Origin of the sequence: Pseudomonas sp. MYb541 (assembly GCF_037479595.1) — a bacterium.
Lineage (GTDB): Bacteria > Pseudomonadota > Gammaproteobacteria > Pseudomonadales > Pseudomonadaceae > Aquipseudomonas > Aquipseudomonas canadensis.
Map to the genome: position 1 here is coordinate 1 of NZ_JBBGYS010000003.1, position 26,145 is coordinate 26,145.

The following is a 26,145-nucleotide window of genomic DNA, read 5'->3' on the forward strand; positions in this document are numbered from 1 at the left end:
CCCCCCCCCGGCTCCCACATGAGCCTATGTCCACCAGGACGATCTGTATCGTGCCTGTCAGGGCACCGGCATCACATCGATACGATACGGCTCGAAAATCTTCAGCATCTCGCCATCATCGCGCAAACGCTTGAGCAACGCGGCAAACGCTTCCCCCGTAATCGGCGCTTTCGGGCGCAACAAGGCGTAGTGGTGATAGACCTGGTCAATGCGTTCCGACACCAGGAACTGCCCGGCCATATCCGCGTTGCGCACCATGAAGTCACTCAAGTACGAACGCGTCACCAGGGCGATGTCGGCACGCCCGCGCGCGACCATCAACAGGTTGCTGTCATGGGAGTAGGTCAACGTGGCATTGAAGTGCTCGGCCATGTACTTGGGGTCGGGGTTGAAGTTGGCGAAGGCGTAGTGATAACCGCTGAATACCGCCAGACGCTTGCCGTTCAAGTCAGCGAAGTAAGCCTGATCACGGCCGGGCTCACGCTGGGCGACGAAAATTTCCGCGTCTTCCAGACCCATGTCGACTGTCGTGTGGGAAATCTTCTGCCAGCCCCAGGCGGGGTTTTCGAAGATCGCCATATCGACTCGGCCCTGCTCGAAATCGCGGAAGCGTCGAGGGATAGAGGTGGGCACCAACACAAACTGGTAATCGGTTTGCGCGGCGTTCAAGGCCTCGACCAGTTGCGGCAGCAACCCCGTATCGGCGCCCTGCTCCGGGCGCACGGTGTAGGGTGGAAAGTGCGCCGCACCGATGCGCACCAACTGCGCAGCCGAGGCTGGCATCCACCACGCGGTGCCCAGTGCCCAAAAGGTAAGTCCTGCAGCCAGCCGCCATGGCGAAAACATCAAGGCACACACCGTTCAAAAACACTAATGGCAATAAGCTAGGCGTTTTTGTCTGGCGAGACAACTTTCTACCGGCAAATTAATAGCTTGCACTTCAATCGGCCTTTAAAACCATCAACAGGGCTTCTTCAGCCAGTTGTTCGAGGGTCATGCTGCCTTCTGCGCGGAACCAGGTGGTCGTCCACGACAACGCCCCGGTCAGAAAACGTCGGGTGATAAATACATCGCCCCTGATGTAACCGGCGTCCTTGGCCTCGCCCAGCACCTGCAGCCACAACGCCTCATACACGTCACGCAGGGCCAGCACCTGGGCCTGGCCGTCGGCCGACAAGGAGCGCCATTCGTACACCAGCACCGCCATCGCCTCGCCGCTGCCGCCCATGATCGACTGCAATTCGCAGCGGATCAGCGCCAGCACCCGCTCGCGTACGTTGGTGGCTTCCTCAAGGGACGCGCGCATCATCGCGGTGTTGTAGTGGATGGTTTCTTCCATCACCGCACGCAGGATCTCGTCCTTGCTCTTGAAGTGGTGAAAGATACTGCCGGACTGAATGCCCACAGCACTGGCCAGGTCACGCACGGTCGTGCGCTCGAAGCCTTTGTTGCGAAACAAGTGGGCGGCCGTCTGCAGCAGCTTGCCCCGGGCGCTGTCGGGGTCGGTCAATTGGCCGCCGTCGACCATGGTGCGCATCACCCGCTGGGCTTTATGCTCATCCATGCCTCTCTCCTCTACTTCCACGGACGTCTTGGCCGGCAATTTAGGCCGTGGCGGCCACCCAAGCAAGCGCTCGGGTAAAACTTGTGACTGGAGTTTACAAACCAAGCGCTTGCTTGGTAGTCTCGCCCACAGCCATTCGAGGAAGGATTTCTCATGAGCAAGACGGTTCGTATCGGCTGTGCCAGCGCCTTCTGGGGCGACACCTGCACCGCCGCCGCCCAACTAGTGAACGGCGGCACGCTGGATTACCTGGTGTTCGACTACTTGGCGGAAGTCACGATGTCGATCCTCGCTGGCGCGCGCATGAAGGATCCCCAGGCGGGCTACGCCACGGATTTTGTCGACGTGCTCACGCCGTTGTTGGCGGATATCCAACGCCAGGGCATTCGCGTGATCAGCAATGCTGGCGGCATCCATCCACAAGCCTGTGCCGCCGCCCTGCAAGCGGCGTGCGACAAAGCCGGTGTCGAACTCAAAATCGCCGTACTGTTGGGCGATGACCTGCTTCCCCAGCTCAAGCCACTGCACGGCATCACGGACATGTTCAACGGCACACCCTTGCCGCCCGTGTGCGTGTCCGCCAATGCTTACCTCGGCGCACCGGGCATCACCCAGGCACTGGCCCTGGGCGCGGATATCGTCATCACCGGCCGCGTGGTCGACAGCGCCGTGGTCAGCGCGGCGCTGGTGCATGAGTTCGATTGGTCCTGGCAGGACTACGACCGCCTCGCCCAGGCCGCATTGGCCGGGCATATCATCGAATGCGGCGCGCAGTGCACCGGCGGTAATTTCACTGATTGGCGCGACGTGCCGGACTACGCACACATCGGTTTTCCCATCGTTGAAGTCAGCGCCGACGGCCAATTCACCGTCAGTAAGGTCGACGGTACCGGTGGGTTGATCAGCGAACTCAGCGTCGCCGAACAATTGCTGTATGAAATCGGCGACCCGCGCGCCTATCTGCTGCCGGATGTGATCTGCGACTTCAGCCAGGTCAAATTGCAGCAGCAGGGCAAAAACTGCGTGCGCCTGCACGGCGCCAAGGGTTTGCCGCCCACCGATCAGTACAAGGTCAGCGCGACCTACCCGGACGGTTTCCGCTGCACCGCCAGTTGCCTGATCGCCGGAATCGACGCAGTGGCCAAGGCCGAGCGGGTCAGCCAGGCAATCATCGACAAGACCTCGGAGCTGTTCAGCCAACGCGGCTGGGCGCCATACACCGAGGTGAATATCGAACTGCTCGGCAGTGAAGCGACCTATGGCATTCACGCAAGGCGCCAGGACTGCCGTGAAGTGGTGGTGAAACTGGCGGTGCGTCACCCGAATAAACAGGCGCTGGTGCTGTTCGCTCGTGAGATTGCCCAAGCCGCCACTGGCATGGCGCCGGGCCTGACCGGCATCGTCGGCGGACGACCGACCGTGTACCCGTTGATCCGGCTGTTTTCATTCCTGATCGATAAATCCGCCTGCGAGCTGCTGATCGACTTTCAACGGGAACGCCACGCCTGCACCCTGCCGGTTGCCGACGCCCCCGCCCTGCCCGAAGCACCGATTGACCCTCCCAAGCCACAAGGCCGCGCCGACGCCAGCGTACCGCTGGTGAAACTGGCCGTGGCGCGCTCCGGCGACAAGGGCAACCACAGCAATATCGGCGTGATCGCCCGCGATCCCGAGTACTTGCCGTGGATCGCCGAAGCGCTGACCCCGGAAGTGATCGTCGACTGGATGGGCCACGTGTTGGACCCCGTGCACGGTCGCGTCGAGCGCTGGTATTTGCCCGGCAGCCACAGCCTCAACTTCCTGCTGGAAAACGCCCTGGGCGGCGGCGGTATCGCCAGCCTGCGCATCGACCCGCAGGGCAAGGCCTTCGCCCAGCAACTGCTGGAAATCCCTATCGCCGTGCCGCAACAGATCGCAGATTTACTCAAATAACAGGAGCGTTGCCGTGGCCTTCGACTCGATCTTCAAAACCGACCTGTTCCAGGGTCACACCGTGATTGTTACCGGCGGAGGCAGTGGCATTGGTCGCTGTACTGCCCATGAACTGGCGGCCCTGGGTGCCCAGGTGATCCTGGTGGGGCGCAAGCCGGAAAAGTTGGAGAGAGTCGCGGCGGAAATTGCCGAAGATGGCGGCGTTGCGCAGTGGGGCGCTTGCGATATTCGCGACGAAATCAGCGTCACCACACTGGTCAGCCACCTCATTCAACAATACGGCCCGATCCACGGCCTGGTTAACAACGCCGGAGGGCAATACCCGTCACCGCTGGCTTCAATCAACCAGAAAGGCTTTGAAACCGTAGTCCGCACCAATCTCGTCGGCGGCTTCCTGATGGCCCGCGAAGTGTTCAACCAATCCATGAGCAAACACGGCGGCGCCATCGTCAACATGCTCGCGGACATGTGGGGTGGCATGCCCGGCATGGGTCACTCGGGTGCCGCGCGCGCCGGCATGGACAACTTCACCAAGACCGCCGCCTTCGAATGGGGCTACGCCGGGGTAAGGGTCAACGCCGTTGCGCCGGGCTGGATCGCCTCCAGCGGCATGGACACCTATGAAGGCGCGTTCAAGGCGGTGATCCCGACGTTGCGCGAACACGTGCCGCTCAAGCGTATCGGCACCGAATCGGAAGTCAGCGCGGCCATCGTGTTCCTGCTCAGCCCCGCCGCCGCGTTTATTAGCGGCAGCACCTTGCGCATCGACGGCGCGGCCAGCCTGGGCAGCCGCGCCTGGCCGTTGCACAAGGCGCAGGCACCGAGCGAGTCCTTCAATGGCTTTCATCGTGCTTACCTGCCGGATGTGCTCAGGGCGGAGAAATAAACCATGCCGGTGATTGAATCCCTGATCGACGCCCACAGCGCCCAGTTCGCGCAAAACCGCGCGGCCATGCTCGCGACCATCGCCCAACTTCATCAGTTGGAATCCAACCTGCTCGCCAAGGCTCAGGAGGCCAAGCCCAAGTTCGACAAACGCGGCCAACTACTGCCCCGCGAGCGCCTCAACCTGCTGCTGGACCCCGGCGCGCCGTTCCTGGAACTTGCCAGCCTGGCCGGCTACAAGCTGCACGATGACAAGGACGGCAGCGCCGCCGGCGGTGGGTTGATCGCCGGCATCGGCTACGTCAGCGGCGTGCGCATGCTGGTGGTGGCCAATAACAGCGCGATCAAGGGCGGCACCATTTCCCCCACCGGCCTGAAGAAGTCCCTGCGCCTGCAACAGATCGCCATGGAGAACAAACTGCCGGTGGTGACCCTGGCCGAAAGCGGCGGCGCCAACCTCAACTACGCCGCAGAGATTTTCGTGGAGGGCGCGCGCAGCTTTGCCAACCAGGCACGCATGTCGGCCATGGGCTTGCCGCAGATCACTGTGGTACACGGCTCGGCCACGGCCGGCGGCGCCTATCAGCCGGGGCTGTCGGATTACGTGGTGGTTGTGCGCGGGCGGGCCAAGCTGTTCCTCGCCGGACCGCCGCTGCTCAAAGCCGCAACGGGTGAAGTGGCGACGGATGAAGAACTCGGGGGCGCCGAGATGCACGCGCAAATCGCCGGCACCGCCGAATACCTGGCGGAAAACGACGCTGATGGCGTGCGCATCGCGCGGGAGATCGTCGGCCTGCTGCCCTGGAATGATCGCCTGCCCGCAGTGCCCAGACGTCCCTATAAAGAACCGCTGTACCCCATTGAAGAACTGCTGGGCCTGATCCCCGACGACCCGAAAAAACCCTACGACGTCCGCGAAATCCTCGCGCGCCTGGCCGACGGCTCGCACTTCCTCGAATTCAAAGGCGAGTTCGATGCCCACACCGTCTGCGGCCACCTGCACATCCAGGGCCGCGCCGTCGGTGTGATCGGCAACAATGGCCCGATCACACCCAAGGGCGCGAGCAAGGCCGCGCAATTTATCCAGCTCTGCGACCAGAGCCGCACGCCGTTGCTGTTCCTGCACAACACCACCGGTTTCATGGTCGGCACCGAGTCGGAGCAGCAAGGCGTGATCAAGCACGGCGCGAAGATGATCCAGGCAGTGGCCAATGCACGGGTGCCTAAACTGACGATAGTGGTGGGCGGTTCTTATGGCGCCGGCAACTATGCGATGTGCGGCCGTGGGCTCGACCCTCGCTTCATTTTCGCCTGGCCCAACAGCCGCACGGCGGTGATGGGCGGCGCACAGGCGGGCAAGGTGCTGCGCATTGTCACCGAGGCCAAGCAACTGAAAGATGGCCTGGTGCCGGACCCCAAGGTGCTGGACATGCTGGAACAGGTCACCGCGCAGAAGCTCGACAGCCAGTCCACTGCGCTCTACGGCAGCGCGAACCTATGGGATGACGGACTGATTGATCCACGGGATACGCGAACCTTGCTGGGCTTTCTGCTGGATATCTGCCATGAGGCCGAGGTACGTGAGTTGCAAGCCAATACCTTCGGTGTAGCACGCCTCTAAATTTCGCCCGAGACGCTCCGCGTCGCGATAAGGAGCACAATAAAAATGATCTTTACCCAGGAACACCAGGAATTGCGCCGCACCGTCCGCGCCTTCGTCGACCGCGAGATCAACCCCCATGTGGACGAATGGGAAAAAGCCGGGCGCTTTCCCATCCACGAGATCTTCCGCAAGGCCGGCGACCTCGGCCTGCTGGGCATTTCCAAGCCGGAGCAATTCGGTGGAATGGGCCTGGACTACAGCTACTCCATCGTCGCCGCCGAAGAGTTCGGCACCATCCGCTGTGGCGGCATCCCCATGTCGATCGGCGTGCAGACCGACATGTGCACCCCCGCCCTCGCCCGCTTCGGCAGCGATGAACTGCGCGACGAATTCCTGCGCCCGGCGATCAGCGGCGAGCAGGTCGGCTGCATCGGCGTCTCGGAAACCGGCGCTGGCTCCGACGTGGCCGGGCTCAAGACCCACGCGCGCAAAGACGGTGACGACTACGTGATCAACGGCAGCAAAATGTGGATCACCAACTCGCCCAGCGCCGACTTCATCTGCCTGCTGGCCAACACCTCCGACGACAAACCGCACATCAACAAATCGCTGATCATGGTGCCGATGAACACCCCCGGCATCAGCGTCAGCCCGCCCCTGGAAAAGCTCGGCATGCACAGCTCCGAGACTGCCCAGGTGTTCTTCGACGGCGTGCGCGTGCCCCAACGCAACCGCATCGGCCACGAAGGCGCGGGGTTCATGATGCAGATGCTGCAGTTCCAAGAAGAACGCCTGTTTGGCGCGGCCAACATGATCAAGGGCCTGGAGTACTGCATCGACAGCACCATCGAATACTGCAAAGAGCGCCAGACCTTCGGCAAGGCGCTGATCGACAACCAAGTGATCCACTTTCGCCTGGCCGAACTCGCCACCGAAATCGAATGCCTGCGCGCGTTGGTCTACCAGGCCACCGAGCAATACATCAAAGGCCAGGACGTGACCCGCCTGGCCTCCATGGCCAAGCTCAAGGCCGGGCGCCTGGGCCGCGAAGTCAGCGACAGTTGTCTGCAATACTGGGGCGGCATGGGCTTCATGTGGGACAACCCCGTGGCCCGCGCCTATCGCGATGTGCGCCTGGTGTCGATCGGCGGCGGCGCCGACGAAATCATGCTGGGCATCATCTGCAAACTGATGGGCACCTTGCCGGGGAAAAAATCATGAACACCCTGCTGCTCGAACCGCACAACGGTGTGCTGCACATCACCCTAAACCGCCCGGAATGCCGCAATGCGATGAGCCTGGAAATGGTCAATGAACTGCGCAACGTGCTGGCGCAGCTGGACAGCCAGACGCGGGCCGTGGTGATCAGCGGCGCGGGCGGGCACTTTTGCGCCGGGGCGGACGTGAAAGACCTGGTCACGGCGGGCAATCAACTCCAGGCGCTGAACCGGGCGTTTGGCACCTTGCTGCAGGCAGTGGAAGCCGTGCCGCAAGTGGTGATCGTGGTGCTGCAAGGCGCGGTGCTGGGCGGCGGTTTTGGCCTGGCATGCGTGAGCGATATCGCCATCGCCGATCACCAAGCGCAATTCGGCCTGCCGGAAACCAGCCTGGGCTTGTTGCCGGCACAGATTGCACCCTTTGTGGTCAAGCGGATTGGCCTGACCCAGGCACGCCGCTTGGCACTCACCGCCGCGCGCTTTGATGGCGTAGAAGCCGAGCGACTGGGGGTCGTGCACTTTACCGAGCGCGATCCGCAGGCGCTGGCAGAACGATTGGATGAAGTGTTGAGCCAGGTACTGAAGTGTGCGCCAGGCGCCAATGCACGGACCAAAGCGCTGCTGCTCGCGAGTGTGGATGAACCGATTGAGGCAGTACTGGATCGAGGAGCGCAGTGGTTTGCCGAGGCCGTGAGGAGTGAGGAAGGGATTGAGGGGACGCAGGCGTTTGTGCAGAAGCGGAAACCGAAGTGGTGCAGATGACGCCTTCGCGGGCAAGCCCGCTCCCACATTTTGAACCGAGCACACCCCAAACACTACCGGTCGGCTACCAGGCCGCCGCGCTTTTGCTTTTGATCTTGGGCGCCCCGTCAAACACGCTGGCCGAACGCAGGCTTGAATCCGTGGGTAACCCGCTGTAAGAGCGGAACCGCCAGCAGCCGTTACCGCAGAAATGGATATGTACCCGAGGACCGCAGCAATGCCGCAGCTAACAAAAATCCTAATCGCCAACCGCGGCGAAATCGCCTGCCGCATCCAACGCACCGCCCAATCCCTAGGCTATCGCACTGTGGCCATCTACAGCGAAGCCGACGCCCAAGCCCTGCACGTCCAGATGGCCGACGAAGCCGTCCACATCGGCCCCGCCCCCGTCCAACAGTCGTACCTGAATATAGAAAGCATCATAAACGCCGCCAAACGAGCAGGCGCCGATGCCATCCACCCCGGCTACGGCTTCCTCTCCGAAAACCCCGACTTCGCCCGCGCCTGCCAACACGCCGGCCTCACCTTCATCGGCCCCAGCGTTGAGGCCATCGAACTGATGGGCAGCAAACGCCTGTCCAAACTCGCCATGCTCGAAGCCGGCGTCCCCTGCATCGCCGGCTACCAAGGCAGCGCCCAGGACGACACCACCCTGCAACAGGAAGCCGACCGCATCGGCTACCCCCTGATGATCAAGGCCAGCGCCGGCGGCGGCGGTCGCGGCATGCGCCTCGTACACCAATCGAAAGACCTGCTGGACAACCTGCACACCGCCCGCTCGGAAGCCAAAAACGCCTTCGGCAGCGACGAACTGATCCTCGAACACGCCCTGATCGACCCGCGCCACGTCGAAATCCAGCTGTTCGGCGACAGCCACGGCCACCTCATTTACCTCGGTGAGCGCGACTGCTCGATCCAGCGCCGCCACCAGAAAGTCATCGAAGAAGCCCCCTGCCCTGTCATGACGCCCGAGTTGCGCCAAGCCATGGGCGAAGCCGCTTTGAAGGCCGGACGTGCGGTGAACTACGTCGGCGCCGGCACCGTGGAATTCCTGCTCGACCGCCACGGTCGGTTCTACTTCCTGGAAATGAACACGCGCCTGCAAGTGGAACACCCGGTGACCGAACTGATCACCGGCCTCGACCTGGTGGACTGGCAACTGCAGATCGCCGCCGGCCAACCGCTGCCGTTGACGCAGGCCGACGTCACCCTCAGCGGCCACGCCATGGAAGTGCGCTTGTACGCGGAAGACCCGACCCAAGGCTTCCTGCCGCAAACCGGCGATGTGTTGCGCTGGGACCCAGCCACTGGCGTGCGTATCGACCATGGCGTGATGGAAGGCCAACGCATCAGCCCGTTCTACGACCCGATGCTGGGCAAGATCATCGCCCATGGCGCCACTCGCGAAGAGGCGCGACGCAAATTGCTCCGGGCAGTGGAAGACACGGTGCTGCTGGGGGTCGCGACCAACCAGCCACTGCTGGTGGATTTGCTCAAGCATCCGGACTTTGTCGGCGGCGATTTCAGTACCGGGTTTATCGCTGAGCACTTCCGCGAAATCCCGCCCCTGACGCCATCAACAGAACAGCTGGCCCTGGCCGCCGCGCTGTTTTACCAGCACAGTGCCAACCAGCACCCCCAAGGCCTGGCGGGATGGCGCAACAACGCCAGCGCGCCTTGCACCTATCGCCTGGAGGTCAACGGGAACATCCATACCGTCAGTGCTGAGCCACTGCAACTCACCACCGACGGTCGCCACGCCACCCTGGTCTTCAATGGCATCCGGCGCCGCACCGCCTATCACCTCGACGCCAATCAGTTGTGGCTGCCCGGCCTCAAGGTGATCAACCGCACCCAGCAAGTCGCCAGCCGCCAGGCCGACGCCAGCAGCGGCACGGTCAAGGCGCCGATGGACGGTGCAATCGTCGATGTGCGGGTCAGCGCCGGCGACAGCGTGACCAAAGGCCAGTTGCTGCTGGTGCTCGAAGCCATGAAAATGGAGCATCCGCTGACGGCCGGTATCGACGGCATGATCAAGGGCGTGCAAGTGATTGCCGGTGATCAGGTGCGCAATCGTCAGGTTCTGCTGGAGATCGTCTAGCCCCTAGGCGGAACTACAGGGCCGGGCTACGCTCTATCCCCAACAGAAAGGGAAGAGTACGGGAACCTGCACGATGCCTCATTGGCTGATTATTGACCTTGAAGCCACAACGGATGAAGGCGGCTGGCCCGTGACGGAGATGGAAGTCATCGAGATCGGCGCGAGCCTGGTCAACCGCCAGGGCCGCGAGCTGGACCACTTCCAGCGCTTTGTGCGGCCGCTGCGCCGGCCATTGCTGACGCCCTTTTGCCGCCAACTGACCCACATCACCCAGGCCAACATCGATAGCGCGGCGCCGATTACCGAGGTGTGGCCGCTGTTCGAGCGCTGGCTGGGCCAGCATCAGCCGCGCCTGGAAGGCTGGGCCAGCTGGGGCGATTACGATCGCAAGCAACTGGAACTGGAATGGCAACGCCATGGCCTGGCCAGCGCACTCGCCACCACGCCCCATGTGAACCTCAAGCAACGCTTCGCCAAGGCCCGCCGCCTGGACAAGCCCCTGGGGCTCAATGGCGCCCTGCAATTGGCGGGGATGCAGTTTCATGGCCAGCAACATCGGGCGCTGGAGGATGCACGCAATACGGCGCGCCTGCTGCCGCTGATTTTGCCGGTCTAGGCAGCTCCTCTGCCCTTGGGCATACTGGCCGACCTTTCCAGACCCTTTTCCGAGGAATCGCCCATGTTTAAAGTCAACGAGTACTTCGACGGCACCGTCAAGTCGATCGCTTTCGGCACCGCAGAAGGTCCGGCGACCATCGGCGTCATGGCCCCCGGCGAATACGAATTCGGCACCGCCCAACGTGAAATCATGCACGTGGTGTCCGGCGCGCTGACCGTCAAACTGCCAGATGCCAGCGAGTGGGAAACCTTCGCCGCCGGCAGCCAGTTCAACGTGCCGGCCAACAGCAAGTTCCAGCTGAAAGTCGCCGTGGACACTGCTTACCTGTGCGAATACCGCGGCTAAGGCTTTCCCGGAAGCAAAAAAATGCCCGTCTCACAAGAGACGGGCATTTTTTATACGTGAGGAAAACTACTCCAGGATCGTCACCGGCATCCCGACTTCCAACCGCCCAATGCCATCGTTGACCAGGTTCTGGCCGAAAATCGCACCGTCTTCGGTCTTGCGGTAAGCCTCCAGCGTGGCGAAGGGTTCGCGGTCGGCGCTGCGCTCGCCGGTGTGCGGGTCGATGGTGGTGAGGATGCAGCGCGAGCACGGCTTGACCGCACGGAACTCCACGTCGCCGATGCGCAGGCGTTTCCAGCCGTCTTCGGCGAAGGCTGCGCTGCCCTCGATGACGAGGTTGGGACGAAAGCGCAGCATGTCCATGGAGCGGCCGATGCGTTGGGAAAGATCGTCCAGCGACGCCTGACCGATCACCAGCAGCGGGTAACCGTCGGCAAACGCGACCTGATCGTCGTCCTTGCCGTAACCGGCCTGGGTGGTGCGGGCGCGTTCAACGGGGATTTGCACCAGGCGCGTTGGCTTGCCGATGAAGTCGCTGACCCAAGCGGCCGCCGCGTCTCCCGCGTCCGGTACGCGCAGAGTGTCACGCCAGATCGTCACCCCCCGCAATTCGGCGTCGCTACCCGGCAGCGCCACGTCCAGCGCGGCGTAGCCCGGAGAACTCAATGTGAGGCCGCCGCTGCTGTTCCACAGCGCCGACAACTGACTCATCTTGGCCACAGCGCGCTGCGTGAGGAAACGCCCGCTGGCTTCATCCACCAGCATCCAGCGTCGGTCCCCGTCCACCCCGAGCTTATCCAGGCCGACCTGCTGCAGGATTTCGGCCTTGCCGGACTTCAAGGGGTAACGGTACAACGCGCTGAGACGAAGCATGGGCCTGCATTCCTGAGGGGCAAAGCCATCACCCTAAGGTCAAGCGGGCGCTTCGTCCAGCATCAGACGCTGACGCACCACATCGACCAGCTTGTCGGGCTGGAATTTGGACAGGAAGTTGTCACAGCCGACCTTCTTCACCATCGAGTCGTTGAAGCTGCCGGACAACGAGGTGTGCAGCACTACATACAGGCCACGCAGGCGCGGGTCGTTGCGGATTTCGGTGGTGAGGCGGTAACCGTCCATCTCGGGCATTTCGGCGTCGGTGAAGATCATCAGCAGCTTATCGGTCATTACGTGGCCGGCGTCGGCCCAGGCCTTGAGCATGTTCAGCGCCTTGAGGCCGTCACTGGCGATGTGCATCTTCACGCCCAGTTGGCCGAGGGTGTCGCGCAGTTGCGAGAGGGCCACATTGGAGTCGTCCACCAGCAGCACCTCGCGGCCACGGGCGCGCTCCAGCACCGGGTCTTCGAGTTTTTCACGGGAGACCTTGGCGTTGTACGGCACGATCTCGGCCAAGACTTTTTCCACGTCGATGATTTCCACCAACTGGTCGTCGACCTTGCTGATGGCCGTGAGGTAATGCTGGCGACCGGCGCTGGTCGGCGGCGGCAGGATAGCTTCCCAGTTCATGTTGACGATGCGGTCCACACCGCCCACCAGGAACGCCTGCACCGAGCGGTTGTACTCGGTGACGATAATGGTGCTGTTAGGGCCCGGCACCAACGGGCGCATGCCGATGGCCTGGGACAGGTCGATCACCGGCAGGGTCTGGCCCCGCAGGTTGACCACGCCGCAGACGAAAGGATGGCGCTGCGGCATCAAGGTCAGCTTGGGCAGTTGCAGGACTTCCTGCACCTTGAACACGTTGATCGCGAACAGCTGGCGCCCGAACAGGCGGAACATGAGGATCTCCAGGCGATTCTCACCCACCAGCTGCGTGCGTTGATCTACCGTGTCGAGAATGCCAGCCATTAAAAGCTCCTGATGCGCAAAGGGATTGTGCTGCTCACTTAAGGCTTGTTATCGGCGGCAAGCGCCAGACCTTGACCCTTGTAAAATGCCACGTAAATTCATTGATGTCACACTGACATCATGGTTTACTGCGCTGGCCTCTCCACAGAGCGGTACAGCGACGTTGCACGACATTCAATTCGATGCAAGGTTCCGCTATGTAAGGGATTCCCCTATGCACAATCAGGCCCAACCTGATATTCGCAATATCTAATAGCCATTAATGTGACGCCATTCTCAATGCATGAATGGAGTCAGGCTTTTGTTTGCCATCCCAAGCCCTCGGCCCACGGCCCTTCCAGACCTCCAGATGTCGGCAATTGAAGGTGCGCAATTGACCCCGCCTACGAGGGCCGCGCAGAGCCGTCGCCGTCACTCTAATAAACGCCCTACTAAAAACTCGGAAGCAACCTACAGATTCCAGTCATATTTGATCGCTACTTTTAAGCCATTCACCCGGTGCGACATCTCATCACCCGACCTTATGTTGTGGAGACTTGCATGATGAACGACGGTAAGGAGTGGCAACTTGCTCTTCCCGAATTCCTGCATGAAGCTGAAAAGCTGCTGGTCAAGTCGGAAGAGTGCCTGAGCCACCTGCACTTGATCCGAAACGACAGTGACGCCATCGACTGCATGAAGATCAGCCTGATCAAGCTCGCTGAAAAGGCCGACTGCCTTGCCCTGCAAGCGATCAGCGAATTTTCACGGCATATCCAGTACCTGATCGCCAATGCCGAAAGCCCCCTGCAATTGCATGATCAAGCCTTGGACGCCCTGGAGGAGTGCCTCAAGTTGCTGGCCTGGCAGTTGGAGTTGATTGATGTAAAGACAGGTCAGTTGGCACTGGATGAAGCGGAGCAGACCACGCTGATTGCTACGGTAACGCTGCATATTCCACAAAAGGATTTCAGCTTTAAACCACAGCAACGCACGCATCACGCGTCCTGAATAGATCGCAGGTCGTATTTAAACCTGAAGTTGTCTGAAAACGACATAAGCCGTTAATCCAACCGAGTTGAACTGAGCAGAAAAAGATATCAATTAGCCATTAACGGTAATATCGATACAACCAAACAAAAATAATATAACCCCCCCACTCCATGAACTCTGGGAATACCGCCCGGAGCATTTGCGCAGTTAATACCCCTTGCCAGGCACGGCACCAGGCGACCAACGGTAACAGTGGTGGTACTATGCCCGACTCGAAGTGACTCAACTTCATCATGCATAAAAACGATTCGATAACGCATTCCAAACAGAGTCCTGTCAGCCGCCATGACCGGACTTCCCGCAGCGAACCTTCATTGGCTCCATCCGCTATGTACGCCAACCTCAAGACACTCATCGCAAGGTCCGCGTCCCGCAGCAATGCACGCCGTCTGATCCTCGCCCTGTGCCTTGGCTCGCTACTGCTGAGCCTGTGGGCCTACAGCTTCTCCGCCGCCTTGCCGCTGCTGGTGGTACTTAACCTGGCCACGCTGGTGGTGGTCGGCCTGCAACAGTGGCACTCGCGTAAATCCATCAAGTTCCAGCCCCAGGAACTGGCCGATCGCCTGCTGCAAGTGCAGGAAAACGAACGCCACCGCCTCAGCCGCGAATTGCATGACGATATTGGCCAACTGCTCACCGCCGCCAAGCTGCAAAGCGAATGGCTCAAGCGCCGCCTGCCCGAAGACCTGCAAAGCCAATGCACGGTGCTGTGCAACACCCTGAATGAAACCCTGGCCAAGGTGCGTGACGTCTCCGCCATCCTCAACCCTCGCCAATTGGCCAGCCTGGGTTTGGAAGCCAGCCTGCGCGCGCACCTGCTCAAGACCCTGGAAAACACCCCAATTCACTGGAGCCTGGAATGCCAGCAGCGGTTGACCGGCATCCCGGAAGAAATGGCCGTGGCGGCCTTTCGCATCACCCAGGAAGCGGTGACCAACATGCTACGCCACGCCCAGGCGCGCAATCTGCTGGTACGCCTGCAACGCCTGCCCGAGGGCCTGTCGCTGAGCATCTGCGATGACGGCCAGGGTTTTTCGCCGGCCATCAACCCGGGCCTGGAAGGCCAACGAGGCATGGCCGGCATGTCCGAGCGGATTGATCAGCTTGGCGGTTCGTTATCCGTCAACAGCCAGCCAGGCAAAGGGACACGGATCGACGCGCTTTTCCCCTGGGCGCCCCGCGCCCTCGAACGGGCCAGTTCCCCTAAGGTTATCGAGTGACCTGCACATTACTCCTGGTGGATGACCATGCTCTGATCCGGGCCGGCGTACGCGCGCTGGTCCAGGACATTCCCGGCTACACGGTGGTCGGTGAGGCCAGCGATGGCGTACAGTTGCTGGAGCAGTTCAGCGCCCTGCTACCCGATATCGTGCTGTTGGACCTGTCGATGAAGCACACCGGTGGGCTGGATGCCCTGCAGCAACTCAAGCGCGCCTACCCCAAGAGCCGCGTGCTGATCCTGTCGATGCACACCGACCCGGAACTGATCATGTGCGCGCTGGAATCCGGCGCCCACGGCTACCTGCTCAAGGACACCACCGCCAACGAGCTGGAACACGCGTTGCTGGCCCTGCGCAACAACGAGCGCTACCTGAGCCCGGCGATTGCCCACACGGTGATCAACCAGGCGCTGGTGCGCAGCCAGGGCCCCACCACCCCGGCCGGCCATAGCCATAACCTTACCGCGCGGCAGCTGGAGATTCTGCGGTTGATTGTGCGCGGCAAGTCCACCCGGGAAATCGCCCACGGCCTGGGCCTGAGCATCAAGACCGTGGAAGCGCACCGCTCGCAGATCATGAAGCGTTTGCAGATTTTCGACGTGGCCGGCCTGGTGTTATTTGCGGTGCGCGAGCAGATCATCAGCCTGGACGACTAACGGCGAATCCACCGGCAGGTGCACGCGCAGGGCCTTGGGCAGGGCCTCGAAATGCAGGTCATCGCCCTCCAGAGGTTCGCCATCCAGGTTGATATACAGGCCTTGTGCGACCTTGATATTCACCCATGGCAGGCGCGCCCGCACAAACATGGTGTCCAGGCCCCAGCCATTGTTCATCAGCTCGCGCAGAGTGCCGACCACTTCCTGGGGTGCGGGCAGGATGCTGATATCCAGCAAACCATCATCGGCCATGGCGCCTGGGCATAGCTCATGCCCTCCGCCCGCCTGGCGACCGTTGCCTATACCCAGCGCGAGCAACTCGCCTTTCCAATGGAAATCCGGGCCATCCAGCTCGGCGTAGGCGGCCTTCAATTCGCTGAACCGCGTCAAGCCCGTGAACAGGTAGGCGGCGCCGCCCAGGACTTTCTTCAAGTCCTCGGAAGTGTTGGCGGTGACTTGGCTGCCGAAACCACCTGTCGCCATGTTGAGGAAGATCTGCCCCCCGACCTGACCGAGGTCGATCGCCCTTGGCGGCACGTCCAGCAGCGCCAGGGCCTGGGCGGGCTCCAGCGGCACGCCAGCGGCCTTGGCGAAATCGTTCGCGGTGCCCAGGGGCATCAGCACCAGGCTGGCGTCGGTCTTGGCCTGGGCCATGGCTTCGGCCACATCGCGCAGGGTGCCGTCGCCGCCACCGGCGATGATATGGGTGTAGCCGTCAGTGAGGGCTTCGTTGACCAGCCGCTGGGCGTCGCCGCCTTCCCAGGTGACCCGCACTGCCAACTCGCCGCCCTGCTCGCGCCGTGCCTGCACGGCGGTGCGGACGTCCTCGTTGAGGGCTTGCTTGCCGTGGAGGATCAACAGGGCTTTGGGGGTGGTCATTGCGGGAATCTCCTGATTCAAGGGTGCTTGGGGGATGTGGACCTTGGGCGGGGAGAAAAAAGCCATTGGATGGGAAAAAAATTGGATGATTGAGTACATATTCGTTTTTTGGGTAACGGCCACTTTGGGTTCCGTGTACGGGACAACCACATGGGTTACAAAAAAGTGCATTCACATAGGTGACACTTTGATCGAAATGTAGCCGTTCTTTGCATCCCTAGCATTAACACGCCCCAAAATCACCGGACCGAAAATCACGTTCCATATCCCGTCACCAATCATCTCCATGCCAATGGTCTGGTGTCGAAGTAAATGCCCCACATAAATCCGCAGACCTGAGCGACTAATAACTCCACTACAGTCAGCCAGGTAACACTCAACATGGCTTGCATACCCCATTTCCGGCAGCTTCTCCGGGTAAGTTCGGGCCGAGGGTGTATAGCAAGACGCCGGGGTTTTCTGGCTAAGTGCCTCGTGTCCCCGCTCATAATTATAGTGCTGCATGAAACGATCAAAGTGTTTTTGCTGAGCGTCCCAGGCAACCGCCGGCGGTTGGGGCAAGGTACTTTTCAGTGTCCGGTGCATCCGTTCATGGCGGCTCTGGGCGGCCTGGCTCAATTCGTTCAGGAATGATCCCTAACCTCAGCCACCAGATCGACAGCTGAGACAGCCCGGCACGTCCCTTGCTTGCAAACGGCACACCATTATCGGTGCGGATACGCTCAGGCATTCCATGCTCTCGAAAAACCCGCTCGAAAGTCTGCTGGGTCTCTTTGAGATTGGTACTCGCCATGCTCTCGCAAGCCAGCAAAAAGCGGCTCGCGTGATCCATTATCGTCAACGGATAGCACCACACACCGGCGCCTGTCAGGAACTGGCCCTTGTAGTCGGCACTGAAGAGCTGATTAGGTAATTCTGCTTTACGCAAAGGCTTAGGATAGACAGCAACACGCTGGCGCAAGAGCCTAGGTGTGATCAAATCGGCTGCCTTGAGTATGTTGTAAATAGTCGTTTTCGACGGTGGATCCTCACCCGGAAAACGTCGCTTCAGATCGTTCTGGATCTTCTTTGGGCCTGGCACTGTCTCGCCAATAGAACGAAGCTCGATGATCGCCTGCCTTACTGCCAAGGGCACCACATAGGTCTGGTGGTGCCGACGGCGACTACGTTCATCAAGCCCACAGGGGCCTTCTGCCTCGTACCGCTCGACCCATTTGTAACCAGTCTTCCGGCTGATCTGATAGTCCTGGCACAGCTGGCTAAAGCTGTGCTTTTCAGACAGATACTCGGCGATGAACATCACTTTGAGGTCCATAGGTTTCAGCTCTCTCCAGGGCATGGTCAGATCCTCGCGAAGTCGACCTTGCCAGTTAAAAACTGTTACCTATGTGCGTGAACTGATTTGTAACCCATGTGGGTGAGTCATACCCGCGAAGGCCTAATGAGATGGTCAGCCCGGCGAGAACCTCAGGTCTACACTACTGAGGTTCTCACTTTTCCTGAGGAGGCTTTCTCATGAACAGCGTAACGATTCTAGGCATCGACATTGGCAAGAATAGCTTCCACTTGCACGGCCAAGACGCACAAGGCCATCAGGTACTGCGCAAAAAGCTCAATCGTAGCCAGTTACTGCCATTACTTGCACAAATGCCACCCTGCAAAGTTGCCATGGAATCCTGTGGCGGATCACAGTTTCTTGCCAGAGAAATCACCAAGCTCGGTCATCAGGTCCAACTGATTGCGCCGCAGCATGTGAAGGCTTACGTCACCGGCAACAAGAACGACTTCATTGATGCCGAGGCTATCTGCGAGGCCGCATCACGCCCCAGGACACGCTCTGTGCAGGTGAAATCGGTTGACCAGCAGGTGCTGTCGACCGTACATAAACTGCGTAAATCACTGGTGAGTCGACGCACTGGCGTGATCAACCAGGTGCACGGATTCTTACTGGAGTTTGGCGTTATCTTTCCTGCCGGCTATGCCGCATTGGAGCGGGTTCCTGCATTGATGGAAGAGCACAATCTACCTCTGCGCCTGCGCCAGGCTATCAATCGGATGCTTGATGACATTCGCCAATTGACCAGCGAAATCAAAGCGCTGGATACCGAGATCAAGCAGCAGGTAAACGGGAGTGACGCTGGTAAAAGATTACAGAGCATCCCCGGCATCGGCCCCCTCATCGCTAGCGCGCTGGTGGCCGATGTCGGGGACGCTTCGATATACAAATCGTCCCGAGATTTTTCGGCTTCGTTGGGGCTGGTGCCACGGCAATACTCGACCGGAGGGCAAACCACGTTGCTGGGTATCAGCAAGCGTGGGGACAGGTATTTGCGAACCTTGTTGATGCAGGGCGCCCAAACCTTGCTTTATCGAATCGACAAACGAAACGACGCCCTTGGCGTCTGGGCCAGAAATCTACTGGCTCGAAAACCTCTCAACAAAGTTGCTTGTGCGCTGGCTAATAAAATGGCCAGGATCATCTGGGCGCTGTTGACCAAAGGTGGCACCTACAACGGACATTTCACCGCGTAATCCAGTTTTACCACCGGCTTTTGCGACGTCAGTAAGTGATGGCGATAAACGGCAGATACCCTGGCTGAGAACCTGATAAGCAAAATAGCTATCTAAGCTGAAGCCCTTTTCAGGACAGGCAGGAGCGGATACTCATCAAGGGCCGAGCGCGTAACCGCGCTCACAAGGAGCCCGGATACATTAGCGCAAGCCTGATTTACCGTTCATCGTGACTGGATAGCAAAAGGTGGGCTGACCATACATTTGGTTACTTTTGGGGCTCTTTTCCAAAAGTGACCCGCCGTAAGGGCGGAACCATAAGCGGCCGTGACCGCAGCAACGGATATGTACCCCCCCCTACATGACAAGATGAACTCCCCTCAGGTTTACTACTCTCTGAGTATGCTTTCACCGACTCCCCGGGTCGGTCCATCTAGGTCACCGAATGAACAAATACACCCCCCACACCTGGGAACCCCACGAGCGCCCAAGCCTCCCAGGTTCACCGTCCACCCCGCTGCACCCCACGCACAAGCGTTGGCTGTTCGCGCTGGTCGGCGTGCTGGTGGCAATCACCGGGGGCCTGGGTAACGCGCTGGTCATCGCCAACCTGCAATACCTGCAAGGCGCCCTCGGCGCGACCACCGCCGAAATGGCCTGGCTCCCCGCCGCCTACGTCATGACCAACGTCTGCATGAACCTGCTGCTGGTGAAGTTCCGCCAACAGTTCGGCCTGCGCGCCTTCACCGAAGTGTTCCTGGTGCTGTACGCGCTGGTCACCTTTGGCCACTTGTTCGTCAACGACCTCAACTCGGCCATCGCCGTGCGCGCAGCCCATGGGATGGTCGGCGCGGCGCTGAGTTCGTTGGGCTTGTACTACATGATCCAGGCGTTCCCGGCCAAGTGGCGCTTAAAGGCGCTGGTGCTGGGCTTGGGCACCGCGCAGCTGGCTTTACCCTTGGCACGCCTGTTCTCCGAAGACCTGCTGCAAATCGCCGAATGGCGCGGCCTGTACCTGTTCGAGCTGGGCATGGCGCTGATCTGCCTGGGTTGCGTCTTCCTACTTAAACTCCCGCCCGGCGACCGCTTCAAGACCTTTGAAAAACTCGACTTCCTCACCTTCGCGATCCTCGCCACCGGCGTCGCCTTGCTTTGCGCGGTGCTGTCCCTGGGCCGCATCGACTGGTGGCTGGAAGCGCCCTGGATCGGCATTGCCTCGGCCTGTTCCCTGGTGCTGATCATGGCCGGCCTGGCCATCGAGCATAACCGTGCGAACCCGATGCTGATGACCCGCTGGCTGGGCAGTGGCGTGATGATCCGCCTGGCGCTGGCAGTGATCCTGATTCGCATGGTGCTGTCCGAGCAGTCCACCGGCGCGGTGGGGTTCATGCAGATGTTGAACATGAGCTACCAGCAGATGCACACCCTGTACGTGGTGATGCTCGCCGGGGCGATTGCCGGGCTGGTGGTCAGTGCGTTGACCATCAACCCGGCGCACCTGTTGATGCCGCTGGTGATTTCCCTGGCGCTGATGGCTACCGGCTCGGTGATGGACAGTTTTTCCAGTAATCTCACCCGCCCACAGAACCTGTACATCAGCCAGTTCCTGCTAGGCTTCGGCGGCACGTTCTTCCTCGGCCCGACCATGGTGTTGGGCACCAAGAACGTGCTGACCAACCCGCGCAACCTGGTGAGTTTTTCGGTGATGTTCGGCATCTGCCAGAACCTCGGCGGCCTGATTGGCGCGGCGTTGCTGGGGACGTTCCAGATCGTGCGCGAGAAGTATCACTCCAGCATGATCGTCGAACACCTGACCTTGCTCGACCCGCGTGTGGCCGCGCGGGTGCAGAGCGGCGGCTCGGCCTACGGCGGCATTGTCGCTGACCCCGAGCTGCGCAACCTGATGGGCATTCGCAGCCTGGCCACGGCGGCGACCCGTGAGGCGAACGTGATGGCCTACAACGATGTCTTCATGTTGATCGCGATCATCGCGATACTCACCATGATCTGGATCTTTATCCGCAGTCTGTGGCTGATGAGTACCACTCGAGCAGCAGCCACTCCCGTTCAACCCAGCGGCGCACCTTCATGACCGAACCTTCGACCACCACGACCACTGCCATCGCCTCCACCCCGGAGGGCAGCACCCCACCCGGCGCGGTGCCCACTGAGCTGCGCCCGTTACGGGTGCGGATCATCTCGTCCCTGGGCTTTGCCGCAATCGCCATCGTCGGCGTGCTGATTGTGCTGTACGCCTGGCAGTTGCCGCCGTTCAGCAGCGCGGTGGAAACCACCGAGAACGCGCTGGTGCGCGGGCAGGTCACGATTATCGGGCCGCAGCTCAGCGGCTATGTGTTCGAGGTGCCGGTGCAGGATTTCCAGCACGTGAAGGCCGGCGACCTGCTGGTGCGCCTCGACGACCGCATCTACAAGCAGCGCCTGGACCAGGCGCTGGCGCAGTTGGCGGTGCAGCAGGCGTCGTTGGCGAATGTGGTGCAACAGCGCAACAGCGCCGAAGCCACCATCAAGTTGCGTCAGGCAGCCTTGGCGGACAGCCAGGCGCAGGCGCGCAAGAGCACGGCCGATTTGCGCCGCAACGAAGAGCTGATCAGCGATGGCTCGGTGTCCAAGCGCGAGCTGGACGTGACCCGCGCCGCCAACGCACAGACCATCGCCGCTGTGGCGCAAGCCCAGGCCAGCCTGGAAATCGCCCGGCAGGACCTGCAGACGGTAATCGTCAACCGTGGTTCCCTGGAAGCAGCCGTGGCCAGTGCCGAGGCGGCGGTGGAACTGGCGCGCATCGACCTGTCCAATACCCGCATCACCGCGCCTCGCGACGGCCAGTTGGGGCAGATCGGCGTGCGGCTTGGGGCCTACGTCAACTCCGGCGCACAGTTGATGGCGCTGGTGCCGCCGCAGTTGTGGGTGATCGCCAACATGAAGGAAACCCAGATGGACAACGTACAGGTCGGCCAGCCGGTGACTTTCACGGTGGATGCGCTGAACCACCGCAAATTCCGCGGCACGGTGCAGCATATTTCCCCGGCCACGGGCTCGGAGTTCAGCCTGTTGCAGGCGGACAATGCCACCGGCAACTTCGTCAAGATCGCCCAGCGCGTGCCGGTGCGGATCATGGTGGACCCGGACCAGGCCGAGAGTGAACGGTTGCGACCGGGGTTGTCGGTGGTCGTCAGTATTGATACGGCGGGGCGGTTAAACAACAGCCCGCCTTGAGAGGGGTTGATACTTGAGGGTAAAGGCCAGCTCCGCGGACTGGCCTTGCTCCAACAGCTTCAGCCCAGGCCGCCCTGGCAGGTGATGGGCATTCACCGGGTGACTCACCGGCTCAATACAAAAAAATCCCAGCCCCGGCGGGCAGTAGAGGAGGAAGTAATCACTCCCCGTGGCCTGGCATTCCAGGGTGTAACCCGGCTCCGGTTGCTCGATCAGGCAATGGCCGTCCCAGTCGCAAAAACCGTTGTCGACCAGGCCGTCAGGCAGGCTTTTCAACTGCTGGAAATCCCAAGCGGTGGGCACCGGCGCCAGCTCTGTCGGTAACTTGGCGGCGTCGCTCATCCACACCTGTGACGCCTTGGCCTGCAACCGCGTACTCGCCGTGCGCGGCAGATACGGATGCAATCCCAGCCCATGCCACGCGGGCTTTTCCGCCAGATGCGTCACGCGCAAAGTGATGCTCAGCTCACCGTTCTCCAACCGAAACCGCTGCTCGGCGCGATAGGCAAACGGCACGTCGCACACCACTTCCAGCACAACTTCATCCGCTGCTTGGCTGACCACCTGCCATGCCTGTTGCCAGGCCGAACCGTGAATCGGCAGCGGGTCGGTCAAGCTATTGGGCGCCAGCGCCAGCCAGCCGTCGGGGTTGTCGAAGCCCCCTTCGGCAATCCGGTTGGACCAGGGCGCCAAGGGATAGCACCCCAGCTTGCCTGGCAACCCGGTGTTGATCGCGTGCGCATCGCTGGGCCGCAACAGCGGCTGGCCGGTGGCGAGCACCGTCCAGTTGACGATGCTGCCTCCCGTGGCCGGCGCGAGGGTAAGGTGGGTCTGGTTGTCTTGCAGTTCAATCAGCATCAGAGCACCACGCTTGGCAGCCACAACGACAGCGCAGGAACGTAAGTCACGGCCATCAGTACCAGAAACAGCACGGCATAAAACGGCAGCAGCGCCTTCACGGTTTTCTCGATACTGACCTTGCCCACCGCCGCGCCGACGAACAGCACCGCGCCCACCGGCGGCGTGATCAGGCCGATACCGAGGTTGACCAGCATGATCATGCCGAAGTGCACCGGATCGACGCCGATACCCAGCACCACCGGCAGCAGGATCGGCGTGAGGATCAAGATGAGCGGCGCCATGTCCATCACCGTGCCGAGCAACAGCAGCATGGCGTTGATGCACATCAGGATCACGTAGCGGTTGTCCGACAGGGTCAGGAACATCGTGGTGATTTTTGCCGGGATCTGCATCAGGGTCATGATGTAGCCGAAGCTGGCGGCGAAGGCGATCAGGATCATCACGATGGAAATGGTGCGCACCGTGCGGTGCATCAGCTTGGGCAGCTCGCTCCACTTGTAGTCTCGGTAAATGAACATGGTCACGAAAAACGCCCACAGCACGGCAATTGCGGCGGATTCGGTGGCGGTGAAAATCCCCGAGAGGATGCCGCCGAGGATGATCACCATGGCCATCAGGCCCCAGAGCGCATCGGCGCAGATTTTCAGCGCCTGCTTGAGCGGAATGACTTCACCCTTGGGGTAGTTGCGCTTTTTCGCGAAGATCAGGCACAGCACCATCAGGCACGCGCTCATCAGCAAACCCGGCACCACGCCGGCCATGAACAGCGAGGCAATCGACACTGTACCGCCGGCTGCCAGGGAGTAGAGCACCGAGTTATGGCTGGGTGGGGTCAGCAGCGCCTGTACCGATCCACTGACGGTCACGGCCGTGGCGAATTCCCGGGGGTAGCCACGGCGTTCCATTTCCGGAATGAGCACCGAGCCAACCGAGGCGGTGTCCGCCACCGACGAGCCGGAAATTGCGCCAAAAAACGTCGAGGCCATGATGTTCACCAACGACAGGCCGCCGCGTACAAAACCCACCAGTACGCCGGCAAATGCCACCAACCGCCGCGACATGCCGCCCTCGGCCATGATCGCCCCGGCCAGCACAAAGAACGGAATCGCCATCAGCGAAAACTTGTTCACCCCGCCGGCCACCTGAATCATCAGGGCCTGGAACGGGATGTCGATCCACCACGCGCCGATCAGCGCCGACAACCCCAGGGCGTACGCCACAGGCATGCCGATCAGGATCAAGGCGATAAAGCTGCCCAACAGAATCAATGCGTCCATATCAAGCGGCCCCTTCGCTTTCTTCAACCAGGTCGAAGCGCACGACCCGACGGTTGCTCTGGTCACCGAGCAAGAGTTTTTCCACGACAAAGATCAGGGTCAGCAGCCCGCCGATCGGGATCGGCATATAGGTGATGCCCACACGCAGGGTAGGGATGGCACTCATGAACTGGTTCCAGGTGGACAGGCACAGTTTGGTGCCCCAAATGGCCATGAACAGGCAGATGGTGCCCATCAGCAATTGCGAGACGATGCCGATGATCTGGCGCTGACGGGGCGGCAGGCGGTCAGTGACCATGGCCACCGACATATGCGCGCCGGCGCGGTAACTGGCGGCGGCGCCGATAAAGGTGAACACCAGCATCAACAGGATGGCGGTGGGCTCCGGCCAACTGGAGCCGGTGCCGAGGACGTAGCGGGCGAAGATGCCCCAAGGGATGATCAGCGCGACCCCCAATACCGAGAGGCCGGCGACCCAGATGCAGGTCATGTAGATGCGGTCGTTGATGCGCAGCAGTAAATTCTTCATGGCGTTCACCGTAACCGGGCGCGTCGATGCCGACCGCGCCGGGCCTTGCTAGAGAAGGAGGGCGTTACTGAACGGCGTCGATACGCTTGATGATGTCGGCGTAGGCCGCACCGTACTTGGCGCGAACCGGCGCGGTGGCGTCATAGAAGGGTTTTTTGTCGACGGTGATGAACTCGACACCGGCGGCCTTGAGCTTGGTTTCACTGCTGGCGGACTTGGCGTCCCACAACACGCGCTCGTCAGCCTGGGCGGCCTTGGCGGCTTTTTTCACCATGTCCTGCTGCGCGGGGGTGAGCTTGTTCCAGGTGATTTTCGACATCACGATGGGCTCGGGCAAAATCAGGTGCTCGGTGAGGGTGTAGTACTTGGCGTTCTGGAAATGGTTGTGTTCCAAAAGGGTCGGCGGGTTGTTTTCCGCGCCGTCGATCACGCCGGTCTGCAGGGCGCTGAAGATTTCGCCGGTGTCCATGGCGATGCCGTTGGCCCCCATTTCATTGAAGGCTTCGATGAACAAGGGGTTACCTTGTACGCGGATTTTCATGCCCTTGAGGTCTTCGATCTTGCGCACCGGTTTCTTGGTGTAGAGGTTGCGCGTGCCGCCGTCCATCCAGGCCAGGGCGACCAGGCCGAATTCGGAATCGGTGATCTTGGCGAGGATCTCGTCGCCGATCTCGCCGTCGATGACCTTGCGCATGTGCGCCTGGTCGCGGAACACGAACGGCAGGTTGAACACGTTCACGTCCGGCACCACCGGGCCGACAATGCCGAGGCTGACGCGCGTCATCTGGATAGCGCCGACCTGAGCCTGTTCGACCACTTCTTTTTCGGACCCGAGGACACCGCCCGGGAAATACTTGAAGGTCAGTTCACCGTTGCTTTCCTTGGTCAGGGCCTTGCCCATGTTCTCTTCGGCAACGACGGTGGGGTAGCCGGCGGGATGGATATCGGCGAATTTGATTTCCAGCGCGTGGGCGGCGCTGCTGAGGGTGAAGAATGCAGCGGCGAGCAAGGTGCGTTTGAAGTCCATGGGGGTTCATTCCTGTCTTGTTATTGTTGTATTCAAGGCACAG

Annotated in this window: 23 protein-coding genes and 1 pseudogene; 14 read left to right on the plus strand and 10 right to left on the minus strand. The window is 61.0% G+C overall.

From position 1 onward, the window contains the following. Positions 1-57: 57 nt before the first annotated feature. Complete coding sequence (locus WH299_RS02455) at positions 58-846, minus strand: substrate-binding periplasmic protein (RefSeq protein ID WP_122725699.1); 789 nt, start codon at positions 844-846, stop codon at positions 58-60. Positions 847-940: 94 nt separating this feature from the next. Next, positions 941-1,564, minus strand: a complete 624-nt coding sequence (locus tag WH299_RS02460; protein WP_122725697.1) for a TetR/AcrR family transcriptional regulator — start codon at positions 1,562-1,564, stop codon at positions 941-943. 153 nt (positions 1,565-1,717) lie between these two features. Here WH299_RS02460 and WH299_RS02465 point away from each other — a divergent pair, with 153 nt between their 5' ends. The 8 genes from WH299_RS02465 (at position 1,718) to ppnP (ending at position 11,028) form a co-directional block, all read left to right on the plus strand. After that, positions 1,718-3,496 carry an acyclic terpene utilization AtuA family protein gene (locus WH299_RS02465; RefSeq protein ID WP_339549524.1) on the plus strand — a complete coding sequence of 593 codons (1,779 nt, stop codon included), beginning with the start codon at positions 1,718-1,720 and terminating at the stop codon, positions 3,494-3,496. Positions 3,497-3,509: 13 nt separating this feature from the next. Continuing rightward, the gene (locus WH299_RS02470; protein WP_339549525.1) at positions 3,510-4,382 is read left to right on the plus strand and encodes an SDR family oxidoreductase; all 873 of its coding nucleotides are present in this window, start codon (positions 3,510-3,512) and stop codon (positions 4,380-4,382) included. 3 nt (positions 4,383-4,385) lie between these two features. Further along, entirely contained in the window at positions 4,386-6,002 is a 1,617-nt protein-coding gene (gene atuC, locus WH299_RS02475; RefSeq protein WP_339549527.1) for a geranyl-CoA carboxylase subunit beta, read from the plus strand. A gap of 45 nt (positions 6,003-6,047) precedes the next feature. Next, positions 6,048-7,205: a citronellyl-CoA dehydrogenase gene (atuD, locus tag WH299_RS02480; protein ID WP_106576488.1), complete on the plus strand. Its 1,158-nt coding sequence runs from the start codon at positions 6,048-6,050 to the stop codon at positions 7,203-7,205. Next, on the plus strand, positions 7,202-7,963 hold the full coding sequence (locus tag WH299_RS02485) for an enoyl-CoA hydratase-related protein (RefSeq protein WP_122725689.1): 762 nt from the start codon (positions 7,202-7,204) through the stop codon (positions 7,961-7,963). Before atuD ends, WH299_RS02485 begins: the two co-directional genes overlap by 4 nt. A 217-nt stretch (positions 7,964-8,180) precedes the next feature. After that, complete coding sequence (locus tag WH299_RS02490; protein ID WP_339549529.1) at positions 8,181-10,064, plus strand: acetyl/propionyl/methylcrotonyl-CoA carboxylase subunit alpha; 1,884 nt, start codon at positions 8,181-8,183, stop codon at positions 10,062-10,064. Positions 10,065-10,137: 73 nt separating this feature from the next. After that, positions 10,138-10,680 carry an exonuclease domain-containing protein gene (locus WH299_RS02495; protein ID WP_028617301.1) on the plus strand — a complete coding sequence of 181 codons (543 nt, stop codon included), beginning with the start codon at positions 10,138-10,140 and terminating at the stop codon, positions 10,678-10,680. Positions 10,681-10,743: 63 nt separating this feature from the next. Continuing rightward, positions 10,744-11,028 (plus strand): pyrimidine/purine nucleoside phosphorylase, encoded by a 285-nt coding sequence (gene ppnP / locus WH299_RS02500; RefSeq protein ID WP_010208796.1) that lies wholly within the window; start codon positions 10,744-10,746, stop codon positions 11,026-11,028. A 66-nt stretch (positions 11,029-11,094) separates the two neighbouring features. On the opposite strand, the gene WH299_RS02505 is transcribed toward ppnP, so the two are convergent. Both WH299_RS02505 and WH299_RS02510 read right to left on the minus strand, forming a co-directional pair. After that, on the minus strand, positions 11,095-11,901 hold the full coding sequence (locus WH299_RS02505) for an MOSC domain-containing protein (RefSeq protein ID WP_123474450.1): 807 nt from the start codon (positions 11,899-11,901) through the stop codon (positions 11,095-11,097). A gap of 39 nt (positions 11,902-11,940) precedes the next feature. Then, entirely contained in the window at positions 11,941-12,876 is a 936-nt protein-coding gene (locus WH299_RS02510; RefSeq protein ID WP_028617303.1) for a chemotaxis protein CheV, read from the minus strand. 540 nt (positions 12,877-13,416) lie between these two features. Between WH299_RS02510 and WH299_RS02515 the strand changes: the two genes are divergently transcribed. From WH299_RS02515 to WH299_RS02525, 3 genes are all read left to right on the plus strand, one after another. Continuing rightward, positions 13,417-13,866, plus strand: coding sequence for a hypothetical protein (locus tag WH299_RS02515; protein WP_178083562.1), 450 nt, complete (start codon positions 13,417-13,419; stop codon positions 13,864-13,866). Positions 13,867-14,237: 371 nt separating this feature from the next. After that, positions 14,238-15,128, plus strand: coding sequence for a sensor histidine kinase (locus tag WH299_RS02520; RefSeq protein ID WP_122725683.1), 891 nt, complete (start codon positions 14,238-14,240; stop codon positions 15,126-15,128). Further along, the gene (locus tag WH299_RS02525) at positions 15,125-15,784 is read left to right on the plus strand and encodes a response regulator transcription factor (protein ID WP_122725681.1); all 660 of its coding nucleotides are present in this window, start codon (positions 15,125-15,127) and stop codon (positions 15,782-15,784) included. Before WH299_RS02520 ends, WH299_RS02525 begins: the two co-directional genes overlap by 4 nt. Here the strand turns inward: WH299_RS02525 and yegS are convergent. Together yegS and WH299_RS02535 are read right to left on the minus strand one after the other, a co-directional pair. Next, a complete protein-coding gene (gene yegS / locus WH299_RS02530) occupies positions 15,743-16,663 on the minus strand; it encodes a lipid kinase YegS (protein ID WP_339497896.1) in 921 nt (306 codons plus the stop codon). The genes WH299_RS02525 and yegS overlap by 42 nt on opposite strands. Positions 16,664-16,834: 171 nt before the next feature. Beyond that, positions 16,835-18,002, minus strand: a pseudogene (locus tag WH299_RS02535) (helix-turn-helix domain-containing protein). 176 nt (positions 18,003-18,178) lie between these two features. On the opposite strand from WH299_RS02535, the gene WH299_RS02540 reads away from it, so the two are divergent. The 3 genes from WH299_RS02540 (at position 18,179) to WH299_RS02550 (ending at position 22,408) form a co-directional block, all read left to right on the plus strand. Continuing rightward, positions 18,179-19,195 carry an IS110 family transposase gene (locus WH299_RS02540; protein WP_126571765.1) on the plus strand — a complete coding sequence of 339 codons (1,017 nt, stop codon included), beginning with the start codon at positions 18,179-18,181 and terminating at the stop codon, positions 19,193-19,195. Positions 19,196-19,619: 424 nt separating this feature from the next. Then, on the plus strand, positions 19,620-21,266 hold the full coding sequence (locus WH299_RS02545; RefSeq protein ID WP_028616961.1) for an MFS transporter: 1,647 nt from the start codon (positions 19,620-19,622) through the stop codon (positions 21,264-21,266). Beyond that, the gene (locus WH299_RS02550) at positions 21,263-22,408 is read left to right on the plus strand and encodes an HlyD family secretion protein (protein WP_122729244.1); all 1,146 of its coding nucleotides are present in this window, start codon (positions 21,263-21,265) and stop codon (positions 22,406-22,408) included. The genes WH299_RS02545 and WH299_RS02550 overlap by 4 nt, the downstream gene beginning before the upstream one ends. Here the strand turns inward: WH299_RS02550 and WH299_RS02555 are convergent. The 4 genes from WH299_RS02555 to WH299_RS02570 all read right to left on the minus strand — a co-directional run bounded on the left by WH299_RS02555 (position 22,388) and on the right by WH299_RS02570 (position 26,102). Continuing rightward, positions 22,388-23,263: an aldose 1-epimerase gene (locus WH299_RS02555; protein ID WP_339549604.1), complete on the minus strand. Its 876-nt coding sequence runs from the start codon at positions 23,261-23,263 to the stop codon at positions 22,388-22,390. The genes WH299_RS02550 and WH299_RS02555 overlap by 21 nt on opposite strands. 2 nt (positions 23,264-23,265) lie before the next feature. Beyond that, a complete protein-coding gene (locus WH299_RS02560) occupies positions 23,266-24,546 on the minus strand; it encodes a TRAP transporter large permease (protein ID WP_122729242.1) in 1,281 nt (426 codons plus the stop codon). A gap of 1 nt (position 24,547) precedes the next feature. Then, the gene (locus WH299_RS02565; protein WP_123475485.1) at positions 24,548-25,075 is read right to left on the minus strand and encodes a TRAP transporter small permease; all 528 of its coding nucleotides are present in this window, start codon (positions 25,073-25,075) and stop codon (positions 24,548-24,550) included. Positions 25,076-25,139: 64 nt separating this feature from the next. Further along, positions 25,140-26,102, minus strand: a complete 963-nt coding sequence (locus WH299_RS02570) for a TRAP transporter substrate-binding protein (protein ID WP_028616956.1) — start codon at positions 26,100-26,102, stop codon at positions 25,140-25,142. Between the last annotated feature and the right edge of the window lie 43 nt (positions 26,103-26,145).